The following is a 21,408-nucleotide window of genomic DNA, read 5'->3' as shown; positions in this document are numbered from 1 at the left end:
TTCACCCTGGGCTCGGGGCGCGTCCGGGCCCTCTTCCGACCCATCTGGAGGTCGTTCCAGCGTGCTTGCCATCCGCCTGGTGGGTGGGCCCGAGCGGTCCGACGCCCTGGCCCTGCCCATCCGACCCGCCGGCACGGCCGAGGACGGCGCGCAGGGGGCGACGGTGCTGCCCGGCCTGCCGGCGCTCGCCGACGACGTGCTGGCCGAGGCCGCCGCCCTGGTCCCGGCGGCCCGGGCCACCGGGCGGGCCGGCGAGGTGCACGTCCACCTGCGGCCGGGGCGGGTCCCGGCGCGGCTGTTGCTGGTCGGCGCGGGTGACGGCGACGAGTCCGGATGGCGGGCGGCAGGGGCCGCGCTGGCCCGGGCGGCGTCCGGTGAGACACATCTCACGATCATGATGCCGGTCGATGTCGGGCCCGACGCGGTGCGCGGCCTCGTCGAGGGGCTGCTGCTGGCGTCGTACCGTTTCCGGCTCACCGAGGCCGGCGAGTCCCCGGCGCTGGCCGGCGTCGACGTCGCCGTCGGTGACCCGACCGCGTACGCGGACGTGGTCGAACGGGCCGAGGTCACCGCCCGGATGACCCGCCTGGCCCGGGACCTGACCAACACCCCGTCCTCGGTGAAGAACCCGCAGTGGTTCGCCGAGCAGGTCGAGGCCGCCGTGGCCGGCCGACCCGACCTGCGGCTGCGGGTCCGGCAGCCCGACGAACTGGCCGCCGAGGGCTTCGGTGGCATCCTCGCCGTCGGCGGCGGCTCCGCCAGCGGCCCGCGCCTGGTCGAGCTGGACTGGCACCCCGCCGACGCGCGCACCCACGTCGTCCTGGTCGGCAAAGGGATCACCTTCGACACCGGCGGCATCTCCATCAAGCCGGTGCCCGCCATGAAGCTGATGCGCAAGGACATGGCCGGGGCCGCCGCCGTCGTCGCCGCCACGCTGGGCGCGGCCGCGCTGCGGCTGCCGGTCCGGATCACCACCCTGGCGCCGCTGGCGGAGAACGCGGTCAGCGGGTCGGCGTTCCGCCCCGGCGACGTCATCACCCACTACGGCGGCGTGACCAGCGAGACCACCAACTCCGACGCAGAGGGGCGGCTGGTGCTCGCCGACGCGCTGGCGTACGCCGTCGCCGAGCTCAAGCCCGACCTGCTGATCGACCTGGCGACGCTGACCGGGGCGAACATGGTGGCGCTCGGCAAGCGCACCGGCGCGCTCTACTCCGACAACGACGAGTTGGCCGCCGACGTGCTGGCCGCGATCGACGCGGCCGGTGAGTCGGCCTGGCGGATGCCGCTGCCGGCCGACTACGTCGAATACCTGGGCAGCGACGTGGCCGACCTCTACAGCGCCCCGAACTCCGGCGGCGGGTCGGTGCTGGCCGCGCTCTACCTGCGTGAGTTCACCGGTGACCTGCGGCAGCGCTGGCTGCACGTCGACATGTCCGCGCCCTCCTGGGCCGACGGCGACGCCGCCGAGCTGACCCGCGGCGCCACCGGCTGGGGGGTGCGCGGCCTGCTGCGCTGGCTGGCCACCCTCGGGTGACGTGCGCCTCCCCGGCGGCGGGGGCGGCTCAGGGCTTCGCGCGGCGGGCGGCGTGACTCAGCACTTCACGGCGGCGAGCAGGCCGTGACCGACCGGGAGCAGCGCCGGCGTCCAGTCCTCGGACTCCCGGAGCGCCTTGATCGTCTCCCGGGTGGTCACCGTCTCCACGTCCCGGGCCGCGGGATCGCCGATCCGGCCGTCGGCCAGCGTGCCGTGCAGGGCGAGCACCCCGCCGCGGCGCAGCAGCCGCAGCGCCGCGGCCACGCAGGAGCTGAAGTTGGTTGCCTCGGTGTCGACGAAGACCATGTCGTACGCGCCGTCGGCGAGCCGGGGCAGCACCTCCAGCGCCCGCCCCGTGATGATGCGGGTGCGCCCGGAGGGGAAGCCCGCCTCGGCGAAGATCCGACGGGCGATCCGTTGGTGTTCCACCTCGACGTCGATGGTGGTGAGGACGCCGTCGGCGCGCATGCCCCGCAGCAACCACACGCCGCTCACGCCGGTGCCGGTGCCGATCTCGACCACCGCCCGCGCGCTTCCGGCGGCGGCGAGCAGCCGCAGGGCCGCCCCCGTGCCCGGGGTCACCGCGTCGAGGCCCACCTCGCGGGCGAGGCTGCGGGCGGTCCGCAGCACGAGATCCTCGGTGACGTACGACTCGGCGAACTGCGACGCCGGGGTCGTCGAGCTGCCGGAACTGGCGGCCGTGGCGATGGGACACCTCCGTCGGGGGCGGGTTGGCGGTATGAGCCTAGAGGCGGGGGCGAACGGGCGCAGCCGCGAGTCCGGTGCCCGACGATCACGGTGGAACGTGCCCGATCGGGCGGTTCCCACCGGGCGGTCACGCACCGCAACCGCTGACTGCACTCGCGGCATTCGTGTAATCCTGGATGCGGTATCCCCGTCGTCGGACCGGCCAGCCCTGCCGGCCCGGGGCGAGGGGGCCGGGGACGACTGGGAGGCACCGACGTGACCGACGGCTGGGACTGGCGCCAGCCCGGGGGAGCTCCGACTCCGGCGGCACCGCCGGGGGCCGGTGCGCCGCCGGCCGGGCCGCCGACGGCGCCCGACGGCGTCCACCAGGGTTCCGCGACCTCGCCCTGGTGGTCCGACGCGCTCGCCGACCCGTGGCGCGACCCGTACGCCCCGGCGGCGGTGGTGGTGCCCGGCCCCGTCGACGGTGCCGCGGAGCCGGAGCCGGTCGTCGACCCGGACGCGCCGGGCCGGCCGACGCTGCGCCAACTGCTGCTCATCCCGCTGATCACCGCGCTGCTCGCCGGGACCCTCGGCGGTGCCCTGGGGTACGCCTTCGCGGTGCGCGGCGGCGCGGCCGGCGGCCCGGTGCTCGGTGCCGGTTCCGCCGAGGCCCCGGCGCTGGCCCAGCGCAAGCCGGAGTCGCTGGCCGGGGTAGCCCAACGCGTGCTGCCCAGCGTGGTCACCGTCCGGGTGGCCAGCCTGGGCGGGACGAGCGAGGGTTCCGGCTTCATCGTCAGCGCCGACGGCTACGTGATCACCAACGACCACGTCGTCGCCGGGGGCACCGGCAAGGCGTCGGTGGTGTTCAACGACGGCAGCACCGCCGCCGCCAGCGTCGTCGGCCAGGACCCGGAGTCCGACATCGCGGTGATCAAGGTGGCCTCCGCCACAAACCTGCGGCCGGTGGAGTTCGGTGACTCCGACGCCCTCGCCGTCGGCGACCCGGTGCTGGCCATCGGCTCGCCGCTGTCCCTGGCCAACACGGTGACCGCCGGCATCGTGAGCGCCCTGGACCGGACGATGCAGGCGGGCGACCCGGGCGGGCCGACCCGCTACTACGCGGCCATCCAGACCGACGCCGCGGTCAACCACGGCAACTCCGGCGGCCCGCTGGTGGACTCGGCCGGCCGGGTGATCGGGGTGAACTCGACGATCAAGTCGCTGGTGGCCGACGGGCAGGAGGCCGGCAACATCGGGCTCGCCTTCGCCATCCCGATCAACCAGGCGAAGCGGGTCACCCAGGACATCATCGGCACGGGCAAGGCCCGCCGTACGGTCATCGGCGCCCAGGTCGGCGGCACCGGCGCGGCCAGCGGCGGCACCGGCGGCGTACGCCTGGCGTCGGTGGAGCCGTCGGGCCCGGCGGCCGGGGCCGGGCTGCGGGCGGGGGACGTGATCCTGCGGCTCGCCGGCCGCCCGATGACCGACCCGACCGACCTGATCGCCCTGGTACGCAAGTTCGCGCCGGGGTCCGTGGTGACCGTGGAGTACCGGCGCGGTTCGAGCCGGCAGAACGCCTCGGTGACGCTCGCCGCGGACGTCAAGTGAGACCCACCGGCCCCTCCCCGAGGAGCCTTCACCTGCGTACGCTTGGCCTGATGCCCACGAGGAGGCCCAGCAGTGTTCGAGAACCTCAACTGGTGGGAGATCGCCGCGCTGCTGCTCCTGGCGCTGCTGATCTTCGGTGACCGGCTGCCCAACGTGATCAGCGACGGGCTGCGCATGGTCCGTAACCTGCGCGCCATGGCCCGCAACGCGACCGGCGACCTGAGCCGTGAGCTGGGCACCGACATCCAGCTGGAGGACCTGCACCCGAAGGCGTTCATCCGCAAGCACCTGCTCAGTGAGGAGGACGAGCAGGCGATCCGGAAGCCGCTGCAGGGCGTCTACGACAGCCTCCGCGCGGACGTCACCGCCGTGCACGACGACCTGAAGGACGTGGCCAAGGCGGTCGACCTGAAGTCGACGGCCTCGGGCGGCGCGGTCACGGCCACCTCCGGCGGCACGGCCCCGGCCCCCCGCACGGCCAGCTACGACGACGCCACCTGACCCCGCGCCTTCGTCGCCGGTGGGGCGCGCCTCCCGGTCGGAACCCCGCCCCCGGCCTCCGGCCCGCGTGGCGGCCGATGCACAGGTCGGCGCATAGGGAGCTGAGTCAGATACGACATCACCGCCCTGCCGCCGGGCCCCGGGTGATCAGGAGGATCGTGCCGGCGGTCCGCCGGTCGACCCACGCTGTCCCGGCGAGATCGGCTGATGTCGTATTCGACTCAGCTCCCTATGCGGCGAGACGAGTCATCCCGCCGGGAGCGCCGAGGGGCCGGCCCGCCGGGTGGCCATCGCCACCGGCGGAAACGGCCGACCGTCAGCGGCCAGCCGTCAGCGGCCGGCCGGCTTCAGGCCGAGGGGCTTACCGAGCAGCGACTCCCGCCGCACCGCGAGCCGGTCGGCGACCTGACCGAGGGCCTTCGCAGCCGGCGAATCCGGCTCGGCCAGCACGATCGGGTTGCCGGCGTCGCCGGCCTCCCGGACCCGGGTGTCCAGCGGGATCTGCCCGAGCAGCGGCACCTGCGCCCCGATCGTCCGGGTCAGCGACTCGGCCACGGTCGTGCCGCCGCCGGAGCCGAAGACCTCCATCCGGGAGCCGTCCGGCAGTTCCAGCCACGACATGTTCTCGATCACGCCGACCACCCGCTGGTGCGTCTGGAGGGCGATCGCGCCGGCCCGTTCGGCCACCTCGGCGGCGGCGGCCTGCGGCGTGGTGACCACCAGGATCTCGGCGTTCGGCAGCAGCTGGGCCAGCGAGATGGCCACGTCGCCGGTGCCCGGGGGCAGGTCGAGCAGGAGCACGTCCAGGTCGCCCCAGTAGACGTCGGCGAGGAACTGCTGCAACGCCCGGTGCAGCATCGGGCCGCGCCACACCACGGCCGCGTTGCCCGAGGTGAACATGCCGATCGAGATCACCTTCACGCCGTGCGCCTGCGGCGGCATGATCAGGTCCTCCACCCGGGTCGGGCGACCGTCCGCGCCGAGCATCCGGGGCACCGAGTGGCCGTAGATGTCCGCGTCGACGACGCCGACGTTCAACCCCCGGGCGGCCAGCGCGGCGGCCAGGTTCACCGTGACACTGGACTTGCCGACGCCGCCCTTGCCGCTGGCGACCGCGTACACGCGGGTGCGGGAGCCGGGCTGGGCGAACGGGATCACCGGCTCCTCGGTGGCGGAACCCCCGCGCAGCTTCGCCTGGAGACCCTGGCGCTGCTCGGGGCTCATCACCCCGAACTCGATCTCCACCCCGGTCACCCCGGGCACCGCGCCGACGGCGGCGGTGATGTCGGCGCGCAGCTTGTCCTTCAGCGGGCAGCCGGCCACGGTGAGCAGCAGCTCGACCCGGACCACGCCGTCGTCGCCGACCTGGGCGGAGCGGACCATGCCGAGGTCGGTGATGGGCCGGCGGATCTCCGGGTCGTCGACGGTGGCCAGGGCGGCCTGGACGGCGTCCTCGACGGTGCTGACGGGTGCTGACATGCCCGCAATGCTACGTCGGGGGCGATAGGTGCCGGCCGTCGGCGGGCCCCGGTGTGAGCGAATCGATGGCCCACCCGGCCTGGTCAGCGCGCCCACCAGCCCTGTTCACCATGCCCGGCAGGCTGGTCAGCGCCCGCCGGTCGACCCCTCCGGACGGCCGCCCCGGGCGAAGTCGCCGTCCAGCTCGTCGAGGGGCTCGTCGAGGTGCGCCCCACCCCCGCGCGGCGGCGGGCGCTCCTGCGCCGGGCGCTCCTGCTGCCGGCGTTCCAGCTTCTGCCGGCGCTGGGCGGCCTCGTCCAGTTCCTCGGCCAGTCGGGCCAGCTCCGAACGGAGGAAGTCCCGCGTCGCCACCTCGCCCAGCGCGATCCGCAGCGCCGCGACCTCCCGGGCCAGGTACTCGGTGTCCGCCTTCTGCATGGTCGCGCGCCGCCGGTCCTCCTCCAGCGCCACCCGGTCCCGGTCCGTCTGCCGGTTCTGCGCGAGCAGGATCAGCGGCGCCGCGTAGGACGCCTGGAGGGAGAGCACCAGGGTCAGGAACGTGAAGGTGTACGGGTCGAAGCGCAGGCTCGCCGGGGCCAGGGTGTTCCAGCCGAACCAGGCGGCGATCACCACCGTCATGTAGACGATGAAGTTCGCCGTGCCCATGCCCCGGGCGATCCCCTCGGACCACCGGCCGAACGCCTCCGGGTCGAACCGGGGCAGCTTCACGCCCCGGGGCTCGCGCGGCTGGTCCAGCCGCTCCGCCCGCCGCTGCTCACTCATCGGCGCCGTCCAGCACCTCGTGCACTGGCGTGGGGGCGGTCGGGGCGTCCCGGTCCCGCCAGTCGCGCGGCAGCGAGTGGTCCAGCACGTCGTCGACGGTCACCGCGCCGACGAGCCGGTTGTTGCGGTCCACCACCGGCATGGCGACCAGGTCGTAGGTGGCCATCCGGCGGGTGATCTCCGGCAGCGGGGTGGCCGGGCGCAGCGGGTCGATGTCGTTGACCACCACCCCGCCGAGCAGGTCGGCCGGTGGCTCCCGCAGCAGCCGCTGGAAGTGCACCATGCCCAGGTAGCGGCCGGTCGGGGTGGTCAGCGGCGCACGGGTCACGAAGACCTGCGCGGCCACGGCCGGGGAGAGCTGCTCCTCCCGGATCCGGGCCAGCGCCTCGGCGACCGTGGCGTCCGGCGGGAGGATCACCGGCTCGGAGGTCATCACGCTGCCCGCCGTGCCCGACGAGTACTTGAGCAGCTGACGGACCGGGTCGGCCTCGCCGGGCTCCATCAGGTCCAGCAGCACGTCCTGCTCGGTCGGGGGAAGCTCGTTGAGCAGGTCGGCGGCGTCGTCCGGGTCCATCTCCTCCAGCACGTCAGCGGCCCGCTCCCGGTCCAGCGCGGCGAGGATCTCCACCTGGTCGTGCTCGGGCAGCTCGCTGAGCACGTCGGCCAGCCGCTCGTCGTCCAGCGCCGCCGCCACCTCGTTGCGCCGGCTGTCCGGCAGGTCCTGCAGGGCGTTGGCCAGGTCGGCCGGGCGCATGTCCTCCAGGACGGCGAGCAGGTTCGCCGTACCCCGGTTCTCGCCGATGCCGCTGAGGCCGCGCACCCGGTCCCACTCGACCTGGTGCAGGTGGCCGCGGCGGGTGAGCCGGCCGGTGTGCTCGCGGACGGCGACGCGGGTCAGCGACCACTCGCCGCCCCGGCTGCGCTCCATGGCCACGTCGACCACCGACCCGGGCTGGCCGCCCGGGTCGAGCTGCACGCGCCGGTCCAGCAGCTCCTGGAGCACCAGCAGCTCGTTGGGGCGCTTCTCGAACCGGCGCAGGTTGAGCGTGCCGCTGCCGAGCACCACCGCGTCGGCGTCGATGGTGGTGATCCGGTTGATCGACAGGAAGATCCGCCGGCGCATCGGCATCTCGGCGACCAGACCCACCACCTCCGGCGGGCGCTGGGTGGGTCGGAGCCGGGCCACCGCGTCGCGCACCCGACCCACCTGGTCGCCGTTCGGGTCGAAGACGGCGACTCCGGCGAGTCGGGCGATGTAGACCCGGTTCGGCGTGCTCACGGGCACCAGCCTAAGCGCCTACTGTTTATCAACATGTCGACCTTGGCCTACGAGATCGTGGACGTCTTCACCGACCGCCCGTTCGCCGGCAACCCGCTTGCCGTCGTGTTCGGCGCCGAGGGGCTGGCCACCGAACAGATGCAGTCGCTCGCGTTGGAGTTCAACCTGTCCGAGACGGTGTTCGTGCTGCCGCCGACCCAGGTCGGGGCCACCTACCGGGCGCGGATCTTCACTCCCACCGACGAGCTGCCGTTCGCCGGCCATCCCAGCGTCGGCGCGGCGGTGACCGCGAGCCGCCGGGGCCTGTTCGGCGTGGGGCAGATCACCCAGGAGTGCGGGGCCGGGGTGCTGCCGATCGAGGTCACCGCGCACGGCGCGACGCTGACCGGCGGCGTGCCGACGCTCGGGCCCGAGCTGGACCTGGAGCCGCTTCTGGAGATGGCCGGCCTCACCGCCGCCGACCACGCCGGCCCACCGCCCCGGGTCGCCGGGTGCGGGCTGGAGTTCCCGTACCTGCCGGTGCGGCCGGACGCGGTGGCCCGTGCCCGGGTCGACCCGGCGGCGGCGCAGCGGTACGGCCTCGAACACATCAGCGTCTTCTCCTGGGACGCCGACTCGCAAACCGCGCACGCCCGCGTCTTCGTCCCCGGGCACGGCGTGCCGGAGGACCCGGCGACCGGCTCGGCCGCCCTCGGGCTCGGCGTGTGGCTGGTCGCCAGCGGGCTGCTCCCCGGCGAGGGGCACTCCTCCTACACCGTCCGGCAGGGCGCCGAGCTGCGCCGCCCGTCCCTGCTGGCGTGCACGGTCACCGCAGCCGGCGGTGCGGCGGTCGGCGCGACGGTGCGCGGCGACGTGATGCCGGTGGCGCGCGGCGAGATCGCCGTCCCACCCTTCGTCGGCTGAGGTGTAAGGAAGGGCCCCCTGTTAACGCCCGCGGTAGAGAAGGGAACCCCTCTCACCCGCGATGGGCGGGACGGCGTCGCCGTACGCTCGCGCGGGCCGGTGGGCATGCGGGAGGATGCCGGGGTGACTGACGAGGTGGACGGGTGGCTCGGCACGCCCCTGGTCGACGAGGCGGTGAAGAAGGCCGCCGTCGCCTGGGTGGGCGTCGCGGGCGGGCCGGCGCGGGCGCTGTGGTGCGTACCGTCGCCAGGGTCGCTCCTGGTCGTGAGCGGCCCCGGCGAGCAGGCCGCGCCCGGGCTCGCGGAGGCGGCCGAGGCGCAGGTGACGCTGCGCGGCGACCACGGCGGCCGGATCGTCACCTGGCCGGCCCGGGTGACCCGGCTGGCCCCGGGCACCGAGGAGTGGACGGCCCTGGCCCCGGCGGTCGCCGCCAAGCGGCTCAACGCCCCCGGTTCCGCGGCCGACCTGGTGCAGCGGTGGGCCGCCGACGACTGCGCCCTGGTCCGGCTCACCCCGGCCGGCGAACCGGCCGCCGGGGACCGGCTGCCGGACGCCTCGCTGGCGGAGCCGCCCCGGGCGACCCCGGCGGTCCGGGCCACCCGGCGACCGTTCCGGCTGCACCGCGTCCGCCGCCGCTGACCGGCCCGCCGCAGGCGGGTCAGGCCGGCACGGCGACCGGGTCCACCAGGTCGAGGACGTCGCTCAGCGAGCCCAGCTCCGGCCCGTCCCAGGCCGGCTCGGCGTTGAAGACCATGTGCTCGGCGAGGTCCGGGGCGGCCAGCCGCACCGCCGTCATGCCGGCCCGCCGCGCGCCGGTGAGCTCCTGGCTGCCGCCGTCGCCGACGTACAGGCAGTCGCGCGGGGAAAGCCCGAGCGGGCCGCACGCCGACAGGTAGAGCGCCGGGTCGGGCTTGCAGCGGCCGAGCTGCACCGAGAAGACCCGCACGTCGAGCAGCGGGGCCACGGCCAGCTGCGGCAGGAACTCCGGCAGCTCGTGGGTGCAGTCGCTGACCAGGCCGGTGCGTACGCCCGCCGCGCGCAGCGCCGTCAGCACGGGCACCGCCTCGTCGCGCAGCCGGGTGTCCGCGCGGACCGCCCGCTGCCGGGCGGCGACGGCCGCGCGCAGCGCACTCTCCGGCGGGTGTACGCCCGCCTGCGCGCACACCCAGCGCAGGGTCGCCACGGCGTCGCCGAACCGCCCGCTGGCCCGCTGATAGTAGCTGCGGTCGAGCACGTCGACGAGCGCGTCGACCGGGCAGCCGAGCAGCTCGGCGGTGGACCGGTGGGCCGCACCGCGTTGCACGCAACGGGTGAGCGTGCCGAAGAAGTCGAACAGCACCGCACGAAAAACGGGCATGGGGGAGTGCCTCCGGACGTCGAGGGGGAGGGTCGCCGGCGGATGTGACGATCGTAATCGAACGCTGACGTTCTGTGGTGACGGGTGGTCGTCGCGCTGCTCGTGTAAGGATTGCTTCCCGTGCCCGTCCCTCACCACCACCGCCCGGTGGGCCCCCTGACCGGCGGGGTCCTCGCCCTGGCCGTCCTCGCGGTCTCGTCGTCCGCGCCGCTGGTCGCCTTCGCCGCCGCGCCCGCCCTGGCGATCGCCTTCTGGCGCAACCTGCTCGCCGTCGGGGTGCTGGGCCCGTTCGCGCTGGCCCGGCGGCGGGCGGAGTTCCGGGCGCTGACCCGGTCGGGCACGGGTCGCGAGGGGCTGGCGGGCGCGGACCGCGAGGGGCCGGTGGGCGCCGGCCGCGACGGGCGCGCACCGGCGGTTGCCGGCCGGCGCGAGGGCTGGTTGTGCGTGTTGTCGGGGATGGCGCTGGCCGCCCACTTCGCGACCTGGATGCCGAGCGTCCAGCTCACCTCGGTCGCCGCCGCCGTCGCCCTGGTCGCCACCCAGCCGGCCTGGCAGGGGCTGATCGCCCGGGGCCAGGGCCGGCGGCTGCCGCCGGCCGTCTGGGTCGGCATCGCGGTGGCGGTCGCCGGGGCGGTGCTCGCCTCCGGGGCCGACTTCGCCGTCTCCGGCCGGGCGTTCGCCGGCGACCTGCTCGCGGTGGCCGGCGGCCTGTTCGCGGCGGTCTACACCGCCCTCGGGGAACGGGCCCGGGTCACTGTCAGCACCACCACCTACACCACCATCTGCTACGGGGTGTGCGCGCTGATCCTGCTGGCCGTCTGCCTGGTCGGCGGCGTGCCGCTGGGCGGCTACGACACCGGCACCTGGCTGGCGATCCTCGGCCTGGTGGCCGGGGCCCAGCTGCTCGGCCATTCGATGTTCAACTATGCGCTGCGGCGGGTCTCCGCGACCACGGTCAGCATGCTGATCCTGCTGGAGGCGCCCGGGGCGGCCCTGATCGCCTGGGCCTGGCTCGGCCAGCTGCCCCGGGTCGGCGCGCTGCCGGGGCTCGCGCTGATCCTGGCCGGCGTCACGGTGGTGGTGCTCGGCGGGTCCCGCGCCGGTCGCCGCACCGTCCCCGCCCCGCTCCCGGTCGACGCGGCCCCGCTGGCAGCAGACACCGGCACGGGGCCTAGCCACGCCGAGCAGTAGCCCCGGGTCACGGCTCGACGCCGACCGCCTTCGCGCTGGCCTCCCAGAGCCGGGCGGCGAGCTGCGGGTCGGTGGCCTTGCGCAGCGGCCGGCGGGGTCGACGGTCGGCGTAGTAGCCGCCGTCGACCAGCCGGGCCGGATCCTGGTTGGCCAGCCAGACCAGGGTCTCCGCGCCCTTCTCCGGGCTGCGGAACGGCATGATCCGCATGCCGAGGGCGACCAGCCGGCTGTCCGCGCCGAACCGGGTCCGCACCACGCCCGGGTGGAAGCAGTACGCCGGGATGTCCGGCCAGCGCCGGGCGGCCTCGCCGGTGAACAGGATGTTCGCCTGCTTGCTGGTGCCGTACGCGCGCATCGAGCGGTAGCCGGGCAGGGTGGCGTTGAGGTCGTCGGGGTCGAGGACGCCGCTGCGGTGCGCGCCGGAGGCGGTCACCACCAGCCGGCCCACCCGGTCCCGCAGCAGGGTGCTGAGCAGGAACGGCGCGAGGTGGTTGGCCTGCATGGACAGCTCGAACCCGTCGACCGTGGTCACCGGGCGCAGCACGATCGCGCCGGCGTTGTTGGCCAGCACGTCGATCCGGTCGTACGCGGCGCGCAGCCGCTCGGCGAGCCCCCGCACGTCGTCGAGGACCGCGTAGTCGGCCCGGAACAGCTCGGGCCGCTCGCCGCTGGCCTCCCGCACCCGCTCGCCCGCGGCCTGGAGCCGGGCCGGGTCCCGCCCGACCAGCACCACCCGGTCGCCCCGGCGGGACAGGTCCACCGCGGCGGCGAGGCCGATGCCGGAGCTGGCGCCCGTCACCACCACGGTGCGCCGCCCCGTGAGATCCTCCACAGGCCCATTCACCCCAGTCACGGCACGAGGTTACCGTGGCGTCACAAGCACCTTTGCGATCGTTCAGTCATCCGCTTGCCGAACAGGTGGCGTCGGCCTGCCCGCCGCGCCGGAAGGAGGCCCCATGACCGCCGCCGGTCGTCCCCGCCGGTCCTGCCTCGCCGTGCCGGGCTCCAGCGTCAAGATGCTCGGCAAGGCCCAGGGCCTCCCCGCCGACCAGGTCTTCCTCGACCTGGAGGACGCCGTCGCCCCGCTGGCCAAGCCGGACGCGCGCAAGAACATCGTGGCCGCCCTCAACGAGGGCGACTGGGCCGGCAAGACCCGGGTGGTCCGGGTCAACGACCTGACCACCCCGTGGACGTACCGGGATGTGATCGACGTCGTGGAGGGGGCCGGCGCGCACCTGGACTGCGTCATGCTGCCCAAGGTGCAGGACGCCGCCCAGGTGCAGTGGCTGGACCTGACGCTCACCCAGCTGGAGAAGACCCTCGGCCTGCCGGTCGGCCGGATCGGCATCGAGGCGCAGATCGAGAACGCGGCCGGGCTGGTCAACGTCGATGCCATCGCCGCCGCCTCGCCCCGCGTCGAGACGATCATCTTCGGCCCGGCCGACTTCATGGCCTCGATCAACATGAGGTCGCTGGTGGTCGGCGGGCTCATGCCGGACTACCCGGGCGACCCCTACCACTACATCCTGATGCGCATCCTGATGGCCGCCCGGATGCACGACCTGCAGGCCATCGACGGCCCGTTCCTGCAGATCCGGGACACCGACGCGTTCCGCGAGGTGGCGAAGCGCTCGGCCGCGCTGGGCTTCGACGGCAAGTGGGTGCTGCACCCCGGCCAGATCGACGCCGCCAACGAGGTCTACTCGCCGGCCCAGGCCGACTACGACCACGCCGAGCTGATCCTCGACGCGTACGAGCACTACACCTCGGAGGCCGGCGGCCGGCTCGGCGCGGTCATGCTCGGCGACGAGATGATCGACGAGGCGTCCCGCAAGATGGCCCTGGTGATCGCCGCCAAGGGCCGGGCGGCCGGCATGACCCGCACGTCGCGCTTCACGCCGCCCGCCGAGTGACCCGACGCCGCCGACCGCCCCGTCGAGGGACCGACGCTCCGTGAGCTGAGAGCCGGCGGGCTACGGTGCCGCCCCCGACCGGGGACGGCACCGGGCCGGTCAGTAGCCGTAGCTGGTTCCGCTGCCGGAATCGCTCGTGGTGATGGCGATGACGATCAGCACCACGTAGAAGAGGATCGCCAGCACCAGCAGGCCGGTCAGGATCCAGCCGACGATGATGGCCGCCTTCGCCATCCCCTCGCCGCCCTCGCCCGTCTCGCGGATCTGCTTGCGGGCCACGTGCCCGAGGATCGCGCCGATCGGCGCGGTGATGCAGGAGCCGATGCCGACGAGGGAGAGCACAAGCGCCGCGATCGCCATCCCGTTGGTCCTCGGCGGCGGCGCGTACCCGTATCCCGGGTAGCCCGGGGCCGGGTGACCGGCCGGGGCGTAGCCGGGCACCGCGTAGGGGTCGGCGACCGGCGCGGCCTGCTCCATCTTCATCCCCGCGTACGGGTCGACCGGCGCGTACGGGTCGCCGCCGGTCGGCGGCCCGCTCGCCGGCAGCGTCGGGTCGACCGGCGGCGTGGCCGGCTGGGACCAGGGGTCGCTCGGGCTGTCGGCCGGTGGGGGGTATGTCATGGGCTCTCTCCGCGTCTCGTCGAGGGTGCGCGGTCAGGGTAGCCAGGGCGACCCAAAACGCGGCACGTCACCGGGTGCCGCGTTGCCCGGAGCAGGGCGAACCGGCAGGATCGCGGCATGGCAATCGACGCGCGCGCCGCGGACCGCTCCGGCAGCCGACCACGACGGGACGTGAGCCGCCCGGGCATGGCCCGGCGCAGCCGCCCCACCACCGGGGCCGGCCCGGCCGACGAGGACGCCCCGGTGGCGCTGCCGGAGCCGGTCACCATGCGGCTCGACGGCCGGGTCGCCCTGGTCACGGGCGCGGGCAGCCCCGACGGCATCGGGTACGCCACCGCCCGCCGCCTGGCGGACCTGGGGGCCCGGGTGGCCATCGTCTCCACCACCCGGCGCATCCACGAGCGGGCCGGCGAGCTGGGGGTGACCGGGTTCGTCGCCGATCTCACCGACGAGTCGGAGGTCGGCGCGCTCGCCGACGCGGTGGCCGAGCAGCTCGGCGACGTCGAGGTGCTGGTCAACAACGCCGGCCTGGCGAGCCGGGCCAGCCCGGAGGTGCTGCGCCCGGTGGCCCAGCTCAGCTACGACGAGTGGCGTGGCGAGATCGACCGGAACCTGACCACGGCGTTCCTGTGCAGTCGGGCGTTCATCGGTGGGATGGCCGAGCGCGGCTGGGGGCGGATCGTCAACCTGGCGGCCACGGCCGGTCCGGTGAACGCCCTGCCCACCGAGGCGGCGTACGCGGCGGCGAAGGCGGGCGTGGTGGGCCTGACCCGGGCGCTGGCGATGGAGATGATCGCCGACGGGGTGACGGTGAACTCGGTGGCCCCCGGCACCATCCACACCGCCGCCTCCACCGTGGCGGAGATCCGGCAGGGCCTCGGCACGCCGGTGGGCCGCCCCGGCACCCCGGACGAGGTGGCCGCCGCGATCGCCTTCCTCTGCTCGCCGGCCGCGTCGTACATCACGGGGCAGATGCTGGTGGTCGACGGCGGCAACAGCGTCCGGGAGGCGCAGTTCCGCTGACCGCCGCCGGGCTCCGGCCGGGGCCGTCGACCGCCGCCGGGCGCCGGGGGGATCAGTTGTAGGAGCTGCCGTCCGTGGAGCCGCCCCAGAAGACCAGCCCGAGCCAGCCGCAGCAGGCGATCAGGCCGATCACGGTGAAGATGTAGCTGAGGATCAGGCCCCAGGTGGCGAGCTGGTCGCCGTCCTCCCCGGTGCGCCGGATCTGCCGCTTGGCCACGTGGCCGAGCGCGATGCCGGCGGGCGCGAAGACGAACGCGAAGACCAGCGACAGCACGGCGAGGACGTTGGTGCCCCGTCCCTGACCGGGAGGCGGGCCGTACTGGACCTGCCCCGGCGGGCCGTACTGCCCGTAGCCCGGGGGCGGGCCGCCGTACTGGCCGGGCGGCGGTGGCTCGTACTGGCCGGGCGGCGGTGGCTCGTACGGGGATGGCGGTTCGTCCGGCTCGCGCGGTGGATAACTCATCCGGCACCTCCCGCTACCCGTCGTGACCTGGCCCATTGCGGACGCTACCCGCAGCGGTGAACCTTTTCACAGCGCTTGGGTGGACTGGTCGCCTTGGCCTCGCCGCCCCGGCGGTCGATACTTACCGGGCGTTCAGTTACCCACGAGTAACGCGTCGATGAGTGATCCCCGGAGGCTGAGATGGCCAGACTCGCCCAGACGCCCGGCCTGACCGACGTGCAGCGGTCGATCCTGGAGACCGTCCGCGAGTTCGCCGACCGGGAGATCATCCCGCACGCGCAGCGGCTGGAGCACGCCGACGAGTACCCCACCGACATCCTCGACGGGATGCGCGAGATGGGGCTGTTCGGCCTCACCATCGCCGAGGAGCACGGCGGCCTGGGCGAGTCCCTGCTGACCTACGCCCTGGTGGTCGAGGAGCTGTCCCGGGGCTGGATGTCGATCTCCGGCATCGTCAACACGCACTTCATCGTGGCGTACCTGATCTCGCAGCACGGCTCCGCCGAGCAGCGGGCCCGGCTGCTGCCGAGGATGGCCACCGGCGAGGTGCGCGGCGCGTTCTCCATGTCGGAGCCCGAGTGCGGCTCGGACGTCTCGGCGATCAGGTCCAAGGCGGTCCGTGACGGCGACACCTACGTCCTGAACGGCCAGAAGATGTGGCTGACCAACGGCGCGTACTCCTCGGTGGTCGCCACGCTGGTCAAGACCGACACCGGGGCCGACTCGGTCTACGGCAACATGAGCACCTTCCTGCTGGAGAAGGAGCCCGGCTTCGGCGAGACCGCGCCCGGCCTCACCATCCCCGGCAGGATCGACAAGATGGGCTACAAGGGCGTCGAGACCACCGAGATGGTGCTCGACGGCGTCGCCGTTCCCGCCTCCGCCGTGCTCGGCGGCGAGGGGCAGGTCGGCCGGGGCTTCTACCAGATGATGGACGGCATCGAGGTCGGCCGCGTCAACGTCGCCGCCCGCGCCTGCGGCATCTCCATCCGCGCGTTCGAGCTGGCCGTCGCGTACGCCCAGCAGCGCAGGACCTTCGGCCAGCCGCTCGCGAAGCATCAGGCGATCGCGTTCAAGCTCGCCGAGATGGGCACGAAGATCGAGGCCGCGCACGCCCTCATGGTGAACGCCGCCCGGCTCAAGGACGCCGGCCAGCGCAACGACGTCGAGGCCGGGATGGCCAAGCTGCTCGCCTCCGAATACTGCGCCGAGGTCGTCCAGGAGGCGTTCCGCATCCACGGCGGCTACGGCTACTCCAAGGAATACGAGATCGAGCGGCTGATGCGGGAGGCCCCGTTCCTGCTCATCGGCGAGGGCACCTCGGAGATCCAGAAGACCATCATCTCCCGCGGCCTCCTGCGCGACTACAAGCTCTGACGGTGCAAGGAAGGGCCCCCTGTTAACGCTTTCGGCATAGGAAGGGCCCCCTGCAAACCGCCAACCCGCCGGCAGGAGGCGCACCGGCGGGCGGCAGTCAGCCGAGGCGCGTCAGGTCGGCGGCGGCCCGCTCGATGATCAGGCAGCGGTCCTCGACGTAGTCGACGCCGGCCTCCTCGGCGATCCGCCGCGCCTCCGGCGAGACGATCCCGAGCTGCAACCAGACCGCGGGCGCGCCGATCGCCACCGCCTCGCGGACCACCCCGACGGCGTCCCGGGCCGGGCGGAACACGTCCACCAGGTCCACCGGGTGCGGGATGTCGGCCAGCGACGCGTACGCCCGCTCGCCGAACAGCTCGTCGACGGTCGGGTTGACCGGGATGATGCGCCAGCCGTACCGCTGCATCTGCGCCGGCACCCGGTGCGCGGCCTTGCCGGGGTCGCGGGACGCGCCCACGACGGCGATCACGGCGGAGTCGGCGAGGATCTGCTGGGCGCTGCGCATCCCGCGACTCTAGCCCGCCGCCCGGCTCAGAAAAGGGTGAGCTGCTCGGCCGGCGGCGGGCCCGGCTCCGCGACGGGCGCCGGCCCTCGCCCGCCCCGGCGCGCAGCAGGCCGTGCCGGCGGGCGGCGATGCGCACCCGGGCGGCCAGTTCCCGCTGGTACGCCTGCGGCGCGTACGCGCCCGCCCGGTAGAGCTCGCGGTAGCGGGGGACGAGGCGCGGGTGCTCCCGGCCGAGCCAGCGCGCGAACCACTCGCGGGCACCGGGGCGCAGGTGCAGGGCCAACGGCAGGTCGCCCCCGCGAAGCCGGGCGTGTCGAAGGTGCGGGTGACCGCGCCGGGCAGCGCCAGCGGCAGGGGTGGAGCCGCCGGCGCTGCCCGCTCGGAACCGGCCTCGTCCGGAGGAGCGGAGAGGTTGTCCCAGCGCATGGACCCCATTCGAACACGCGTACGAACGAAGTGCAAGTGACGTGCCGGACACCGGCGCACGGCGGGACGGGCGGCGGGGGAGGATGGGGGTATGGAGAGGTCGACCTTCGTCTACGACGGCGACTGCGCGTTCTGCACGAAGTGCGCGGAGTTCATCGAGCGCCGCATCCCCACCCTCGCGCGGGTGCTGCCCTGGCAGTTCGCCGACCTCGACGCGCTGGGCCTGACGGAGGCCGAGTGCACCGAGGCCGTGCAGTGGGTCGGCGCGGACGGTTCCCGGGCCGCCGGGCCGGACGCGATCGCGCGGCTGCTCGGCGACAGCGGGCCCCTGTGGCGGGTCGCCGGGGCGGGGCTGCGCTTCCCGCCCGCCCGCGCGGCGGCCTGGCCCGCGTACCGCTGGGTGGCCCGCAACCGGCACCGGCTGCCGGGCGGCACGGCCGCCTGCGCCGTGCCCTCGGCCCAGCGGGACTGATCCTCACCACGCCCGCAGCGCGGTAAGCAGCCGCTCCAGCAGCTCCAGCGAGGGCCGCCCGTCGTGGGACGGCAGGTCCCGCACCTCGACCAGCCCCGCCCGGCGCAGCCCGTCGAGCAGCACGCGGACGGCACCCACCGGCAGGTCCAGGTCGGTGGCGATCTCGGCGACCGACAGCGGACGCCGGCACCGCCGGACGATCCGCGCCTGCTCGGGGGTGAGGCGGGGGAGCCGGCCCGTCCCCGGCCGGGCCAGCACCAGGGAGGCGAGGTCGGGCTGCTCGGACTCGGTCGCCCCGCCGGCCGCGGCCGGGGCGGGCGGCGCGGCGGCCGCCGCGAGGAGGGCCGGCCGGATCCGGCCGGGCGCGGTGGTCCCGGCCCGGACGACCGGCCCCGACCCGGGCGATACGGGCGCCAGCAGCGCCGCCCCCGACCAGGGCGGGACGCCGGGCCCTGGCAGCGCCGCCCCTGGTGCGGGCGCGTCGGGCGGTGGGGGCGGCTGCGCGGGCAGGTGCCGGTCGGCCTCCGTCACGAAGCGCGCCACCTCGAACTCGATGTCGGCCGCCCGGGACTGTTCGCCGGTGTGCAGGGCCAGGACGACGCCGGTGCGGATGCCGGTGACGTGCAGGAGTGCCTCGGGCATCCGGGTGACGATCCGTCGTGGCTCGGCGTCGGCGCAGAACCGGGCCGTGGCCGCGCCGAGCGCCCACAGGCCGGCGACCATGCCCGAGACCTGTTCGGCCACCGCCGCGTGGGTGCCCCGGGAGGCGCCGAGCCGGAGCCCGTCGGGCGAGAGCAGCACGGCGAGGCGGGCCCCGGGCACCCGGTCGACCAGCGCGTCCAGTGCCCGCATGAGCGCGTCGCTCCCGGCCGCCGCGCCTGCGGGCCGGGCGGCGTGGGCGGCCGGTCCGGCGGTGGGCTGGCCGACCGTCCCCGGATCGCCGAGGGCCGGCGCGGTGCCGCTCGGCGTGGCGGCAGCCGGGCCGGTCGCTGCCGGACCGGTGCCGGGTGGGGCGTCCGGGCAGGTCGTCGTCATGTGGTCGACCGTTCCCGCCACGCCCCACCGGCTGTGACGGCCATCCGCTCCGCGACGAGGGTGCGCAGCAGGGCCAGCAGTTCGGTGCGGTTGGCGCAGTTCAGTCGCGACCGCATCCGGGCCACGTGGTGCTCCACGGTCTTGGCGGAGATGAACAACCGGTCGCCGATCTCGCGGTAGGTCAACCCGGCCAGCACCAGCTCGGCCACCTCGTGCTCGCGTTCGCTCAGCTCGCTGCGGGGCACGGCGTCGACCTCGGCGGCCGGTGGGGCCGCGCCGCCCGGGGGACGCTGCCCGCCCCTGGCCCCGCCGGGCCCGCCCTTCCCGCCGACGGGCCCGCTCCTCGCCCCCGCGTGCCGGCCCTGGAACACCCGGGCACAGTCCAGCAGGGCGGTCATCGCCCGCCGGTCCGCCGTGCGGATGGCGGCCTGCCCGGCGAGCCGGGCGGCGTCCCAGCAGAACCCCGCGTCGTACAGGCCACGGGCGGCGGCCTCGACCCGGGCCGGGTCGACCGTGCCCCGCAGGACGTCCACCCAGCTCGCGGCGGCGGTGGCGGCCACCGCCGCGTACCGGCTGTGGTCCGCGGCGGCGGTCAGGGCCGCCACGTGTTCCTCGGCCGCGCCGGGCCGGTCGGCGAGGATCGCGGCGTGCAGCCCGCTCCAGTGCAGCGGCGCGCTCCACAGCGGCGGGTCGCCCAGCCGGCCCAGCAACGTCCGGGCCAGCTGCAGGTGCGGTTCCAGCCGGTCGAGTTCGCCCAGCCGGGCCGCCGCGATCGCCAGCTCGCCGAGGGGCAGCAGGGTGAACAGGTCGACGGGGTGCCGGACCACGGCGTCCAGCGCGTGCCCCCAACCGCGCTGCAACGCGCCCAGGTCGCTGTTGCGGCGGGCCACCCCCAGCTCCAGGGCCGTGGCGAAGAGCAGGTCGCGGGACTCCAGCGGGCCACCCGAGGCGGTCGCCGTCGCGGTGGCGAGCGACCCGACCTCGGCGAAGGCCGCCGCCGCGGGTGTGCCCGACCACCGGTAGAGCTCCACGCTGCGGCCGGTCTGTCCCCGGTGCGCCAGGGCGGTCGCGGCGACGGCCGCCGCCTCGGCCCGGTCGTCCGGCGCGGCAACGGCGAGCAGCCGGTCGGCCAGCCGCAGGGCGGTGTCCAGGTCGCCGGCGAGCAGCGCGGCGACGGCCTGGCGGCCGGGGGCGGACGAACCGGTGGCGGTGGCGGCGGCGAACAGTTCGGCCGCCAGCGCCGGCTGTTCGGCCAGCGCCTCCTCGGCGGCCATCCGCAGCGCGGGCGCAGGGCAGTCGCCGAGGGCGCCGACGGTCCGCAGCGCGGAGACCAGCGGCAGGACCGGGCCGCCCCGGCCGAGCCGCTGGTCGACGAGCCGGTGCCAGACCGCCGTCCGGTCGGTGGGCGGGCTGAGCGCGACGACCGCCCGCCGGACGAGCGGCGTGATCCGGTGGTCGGCGGTGAGCAGGCCCGCCGCCCGGGTCGCGGCGACGAGTTCGGCCACCGCGCCGGGCGTCCGGTCGAGCAGCGCGCCGAGCAGGTCGACCGTCAGGGGCACGCCGGCGGCGAGCGCGAGCAGCAGGCTCCGGGCGTCCGGCGTCAGCCGGTCCAGGTCCGGCCCGAACTCCACGAGGGCCGACTGCGGCGGCTCGCCCGGCGACGCCGCCCCGCCCGGCCCCGGCGCGGCCGAGCCCAACAGCAAGCCCGGCGCGGCCGGCGGGGTCGGGTCCGGCGCGGCGGACAGCGCGCGTACCAGCCGATCCACGTCCTGGGGCACCCCGGCGGTCTGCGCGTGCACGTGGTCGGCCAGGCGGGCCGCCTCCGGTGCGGCGGCGCACCGCGCCGCGGTCTGCTCAGGGTTGAAGGGGACGAGCAGCACGGGTTCGGCGTGCCGGCGCAGCGCGTCGGCCAGCTCGACCAGCGCCGGGCACCGTGGCCAGGGGCGGTATCCCACGACGATCCGGTGCCGACCGGTGTCCACCAGCGCGCGGAGCGCACCGAGCCGCGTGTCGTCGAGCAGGTGCGCGTCGTCGACCAGCAGCACGGTGCCGGGCTCGGGCAGCTCGGTGGCCGCCGGCACCGTGGTCAGCACGGTCTGCCCGGCCTGCCGGCAGCGGCGAGCCACCTCGCCGAGCAGGGCGGTCTTGCCGTGGCCCCCGGGGCCGGTCACGGCGAGCGCGAACGGCGCGGCCGGGTCGGCGGCGAGCCGGTCGAGCAGGGACCGCTGCTCCCGGCTGAGCAGCAGCGGGCGCTCGATAGTCATGA

At 75.3% G+C, this 21,408-nt stretch carries 21 protein-coding genes and 1 pseudogene; 10 read left to right on the top strand and 12 right to left on the bottom strand.

Translation table 11 applies throughout. From position 1 onward, the window contains the following. The first annotated feature begins 61 nt into the window (after positions 1 to 61). Positions 62 to 1,537 carry a leucyl aminopeptidase family protein gene (locus GA0070558_RS22120; RefSeq protein ID WP_091283233.1) on the top strand — a complete coding sequence of 492 codons (1,476 nt, stop codon included), beginning with the start codon at positions 62 to 64 and terminating at the stop codon, positions 1,535 to 1,537. A 57-nt stretch (positions 1,538 to 1,594) separates the two neighbouring features. On the opposite strand, the gene GA0070558_RS22115 is transcribed toward GA0070558_RS22120, so the two are convergent. Then, positions 1,595 to 2,245 carry an O-methyltransferase gene (locus GA0070558_RS22115; protein WP_255378719.1) on the bottom strand — a complete coding sequence of 217 codons (651 nt, stop codon included), beginning with the start codon at positions 2,243 to 2,245 and terminating at the stop codon, positions 1,595 to 1,597. Between the two features lie 240 nt (positions 2,246 to 2,485). Between GA0070558_RS22115 and GA0070558_RS22110 the strand changes: the two genes are divergently transcribed. Both GA0070558_RS22110 and GA0070558_RS22105 read left to right on the top strand, forming a co-directional pair. Then, positions 2,486 to 3,835: a S1C family serine protease gene (locus tag GA0070558_RS22110; RefSeq protein WP_176734311.1), complete on the top strand. Its 1,350-nt coding sequence runs from the start codon at positions 2,486 to 2,488 to the stop codon at positions 3,833 to 3,835. A 72-nt stretch (positions 3,836 to 3,907) separates the two neighbouring features. Further along, on the top strand, positions 3,908 to 4,336 hold the full coding sequence (locus GA0070558_RS22105; protein ID WP_077935993.1) for a twin-arginine translocase TatA/TatE family subunit: 429 nt from the start codon (positions 3,908 to 3,910) through the stop codon (positions 4,334 to 4,336). Positions 4,337 to 4,666: 330 nt separating this feature from the next. Here GA0070558_RS22105 and GA0070558_RS22100 read toward each other — a convergent pair whose 3' ends face one another. The 3 genes from GA0070558_RS22100 to GA0070558_RS22090 all read right to left on the bottom strand — a co-directional run bounded on the left by GA0070558_RS22100 (position 4,667) and on the right by GA0070558_RS22090 (position 7,856). Continuing rightward, a complete protein-coding gene (locus tag GA0070558_RS22100; protein ID WP_077935994.1) occupies positions 4,667 to 5,815 on the bottom strand; it encodes an Mrp/NBP35 family ATP-binding protein in 1,149 nt (382 codons plus the stop codon). A 126-nt stretch (positions 5,816 to 5,941) separates the two neighbouring features. Continuing rightward, on the bottom strand, positions 5,942 to 6,577 hold the full coding sequence (locus GA0070558_RS22095) for a DUF1003 domain-containing protein (RefSeq protein ID WP_091283231.1): 636 nt from the start codon (positions 6,575 to 6,577) through the stop codon (positions 5,942 to 5,944). Beyond that, a complete protein-coding gene (locus tag GA0070558_RS22090; RefSeq protein WP_091283229.1) occupies positions 6,570 to 7,856 on the bottom strand; it encodes a magnesium transporter MgtE N-terminal domain-containing protein in 1,287 nt (428 codons plus the stop codon). The genes GA0070558_RS22095 and GA0070558_RS22090 overlap by 8 nt, the downstream gene beginning before the upstream one ends. Positions 7,857 to 7,889: 33 nt before the next feature. Here GA0070558_RS22090 and GA0070558_RS22085 point away from each other — a divergent pair, with 33 nt between their 5' ends. After that, on the top strand, positions 7,890 to 8,759 hold the full coding sequence (locus GA0070558_RS22085; RefSeq protein ID WP_091283227.1) for a PhzF family phenazine biosynthesis protein: 870 nt from the start codon (positions 7,890 to 7,892) through the stop codon (positions 8,757 to 8,759). Between the two features lie 105 nt (positions 8,760 to 8,864). Continuing rightward, positions 8,865 to 9,398: a hypothetical protein gene (locus GA0070558_RS22080; protein WP_091283225.1), complete on the top strand. Its 534-nt coding sequence runs from the start codon at positions 8,865 to 8,867 to the stop codon at positions 9,396 to 9,398. Positions 9,399 to 9,417: 19 nt separating this feature from the next. Here the strand turns inward: GA0070558_RS22080 and GA0070558_RS22075 are convergent, their stop codons facing one another. Continuing rightward, positions 9,418 to 10,116, bottom strand: a complete 699-nt coding sequence (locus GA0070558_RS22075) for an HAD family hydrolase (RefSeq protein ID WP_091283223.1) — start codon at positions 10,114 to 10,116, stop codon at positions 9,418 to 9,420. Positions 10,117 to 10,236: 120 nt separating this feature from the next. Here GA0070558_RS22075 and GA0070558_RS22070 point away from each other — a divergent pair, with 120 nt between their 5' ends. After that, entirely contained in the window at positions 10,237 to 11,307 is a 1,071-nt protein-coding gene (locus tag GA0070558_RS22070; protein ID WP_091283222.1) for a DMT family transporter, read from the top strand. A gap of 7 nt (positions 11,308 to 11,314) precedes the next feature. On the opposite strand, the gene GA0070558_RS22065 is transcribed toward GA0070558_RS22070, so the two are convergent. Further along, on the bottom strand, positions 11,315 to 12,139 hold the full coding sequence (locus GA0070558_RS22065) for an SDR family NAD(P)-dependent oxidoreductase (protein ID WP_091283219.1): 825 nt from the start codon (positions 12,137 to 12,139) through the stop codon (positions 11,315 to 11,317). Between the two features lie 124 nt (positions 12,140 to 12,263). On the opposite strand from GA0070558_RS22065, the gene GA0070558_RS22060 reads away from it, so the two are divergent. Further along, a complete protein-coding gene (locus GA0070558_RS22060; protein ID WP_077936000.1) occupies positions 12,264 to 13,220 on the top strand; it encodes an HpcH/HpaI aldolase/citrate lyase family protein in 957 nt (318 codons plus the stop codon). Positions 13,221 to 13,319: 99 nt separating this feature from the next. Here GA0070558_RS22060 and GA0070558_RS22055 read toward each other — a convergent pair whose 3' ends face one another. Further along, positions 13,320 to 13,841: a DUF4190 domain-containing protein gene (locus tag GA0070558_RS22055; protein WP_091283217.1), complete on the bottom strand. Its 522-nt coding sequence runs from the start codon at positions 13,839 to 13,841 to the stop codon at positions 13,320 to 13,322. Between the two features lie 186 nt (positions 13,842 to 14,027). Here GA0070558_RS22055 and GA0070558_RS22050 point away from each other — a divergent pair, with 186 nt between their 5' ends. Beyond that, positions 14,028 to 14,864 (top strand): SDR family NAD(P)-dependent oxidoreductase, encoded by an 837-nt coding sequence (locus tag GA0070558_RS22050; RefSeq protein WP_377536648.1) that lies wholly within the window; start codon positions 14,028 to 14,030, stop codon positions 14,862 to 14,864. 52 nt (positions 14,865 to 14,916) lie between these two features. Here the strand turns inward: GA0070558_RS22050 and GA0070558_RS22045 are convergent, their stop codons facing one another. Further along, complete coding sequence (locus GA0070558_RS22045) at positions 14,917 to 15,327, bottom strand: DUF4190 domain-containing protein (RefSeq protein WP_091283212.1); 411 nt, start codon at positions 15,325 to 15,327, stop codon at positions 14,917 to 14,919. A 180-nt stretch (positions 15,328 to 15,507) separates the two neighbouring features. Here GA0070558_RS22045 and GA0070558_RS22040 point away from each other — a divergent pair, with 180 nt between their 5' ends. After that, a complete protein-coding gene (locus GA0070558_RS22040) occupies positions 15,508 to 16,704 on the top strand; it encodes an acyl-CoA dehydrogenase family protein (RefSeq protein ID WP_077936004.1) in 1,197 nt (398 codons plus the stop codon). A 97-nt stretch (positions 16,705 to 16,801) separates the two neighbouring features. On the opposite strand, the gene GA0070558_RS22035 is transcribed toward GA0070558_RS22040, so the two are convergent. Continuing rightward, entirely contained in the window at positions 16,802 to 17,209 is a 408-nt protein-coding gene (locus GA0070558_RS22035; protein WP_043961746.1) for a CoA-binding protein, read from the bottom strand. Positions 17,210 to 17,235: 26 nt separating this feature from the next. Next, a pseudogene (locus tag GA0070558_RS34525) lies at positions 17,236 to 17,504 on the bottom strand (Rv2578c family radical SAM protein); the annotation flags it as partial. A 222-nt stretch (positions 17,505 to 17,726) separates the two neighbouring features. Between GA0070558_RS34525 and GA0070558_RS22025 the strand changes: the two are divergent. Continuing rightward, entirely contained in the window at positions 17,727 to 18,107 is a 381-nt protein-coding gene (locus GA0070558_RS22025) for a thiol-disulfide oxidoreductase DCC family protein (RefSeq protein ID WP_091283210.1), read from the top strand. A gap of 3 nt (positions 18,108 to 18,110) precedes the next feature. Here GA0070558_RS22025 and GA0070558_RS34520 read toward each other — a convergent pair whose 3' ends face one another. Continuing rightward, the gene (locus tag GA0070558_RS34520; protein WP_091283208.1) at positions 18,111 to 19,142 is read right to left on the bottom strand and encodes a DUF742 domain-containing protein; all 1,032 of its coding nucleotides are present in this window, start codon (positions 19,140 to 19,142) and stop codon (positions 18,111 to 18,113) included. Beyond that, positions 19,139 to 21,406, bottom strand: a complete 2,268-nt coding sequence (locus GA0070558_RS22015) for a helix-turn-helix transcriptional regulator (RefSeq protein ID WP_091283207.1) — start codon at positions 21,404 to 21,406, stop codon at positions 19,139 to 19,141. Before GA0070558_RS22015 ends, GA0070558_RS34520 begins: the two co-directional genes overlap by 4 nt. Positions 21,407 to 21,408: the final 2 nt, after the last annotated feature.

Source organism: Micromonospora haikouensis (genome assembly GCF_900091595.1).
Taxonomy (GTDB): domain Bacteria; phylum Actinomycetota; class Actinomycetes; order Mycobacteriales; family Micromonosporaceae; genus Micromonospora; species Micromonospora haikouensis.
Note: the sequence above shows the minus strand (reverse complement) of the source record. Positions and strands in the feature narration are given on the sequence as shown.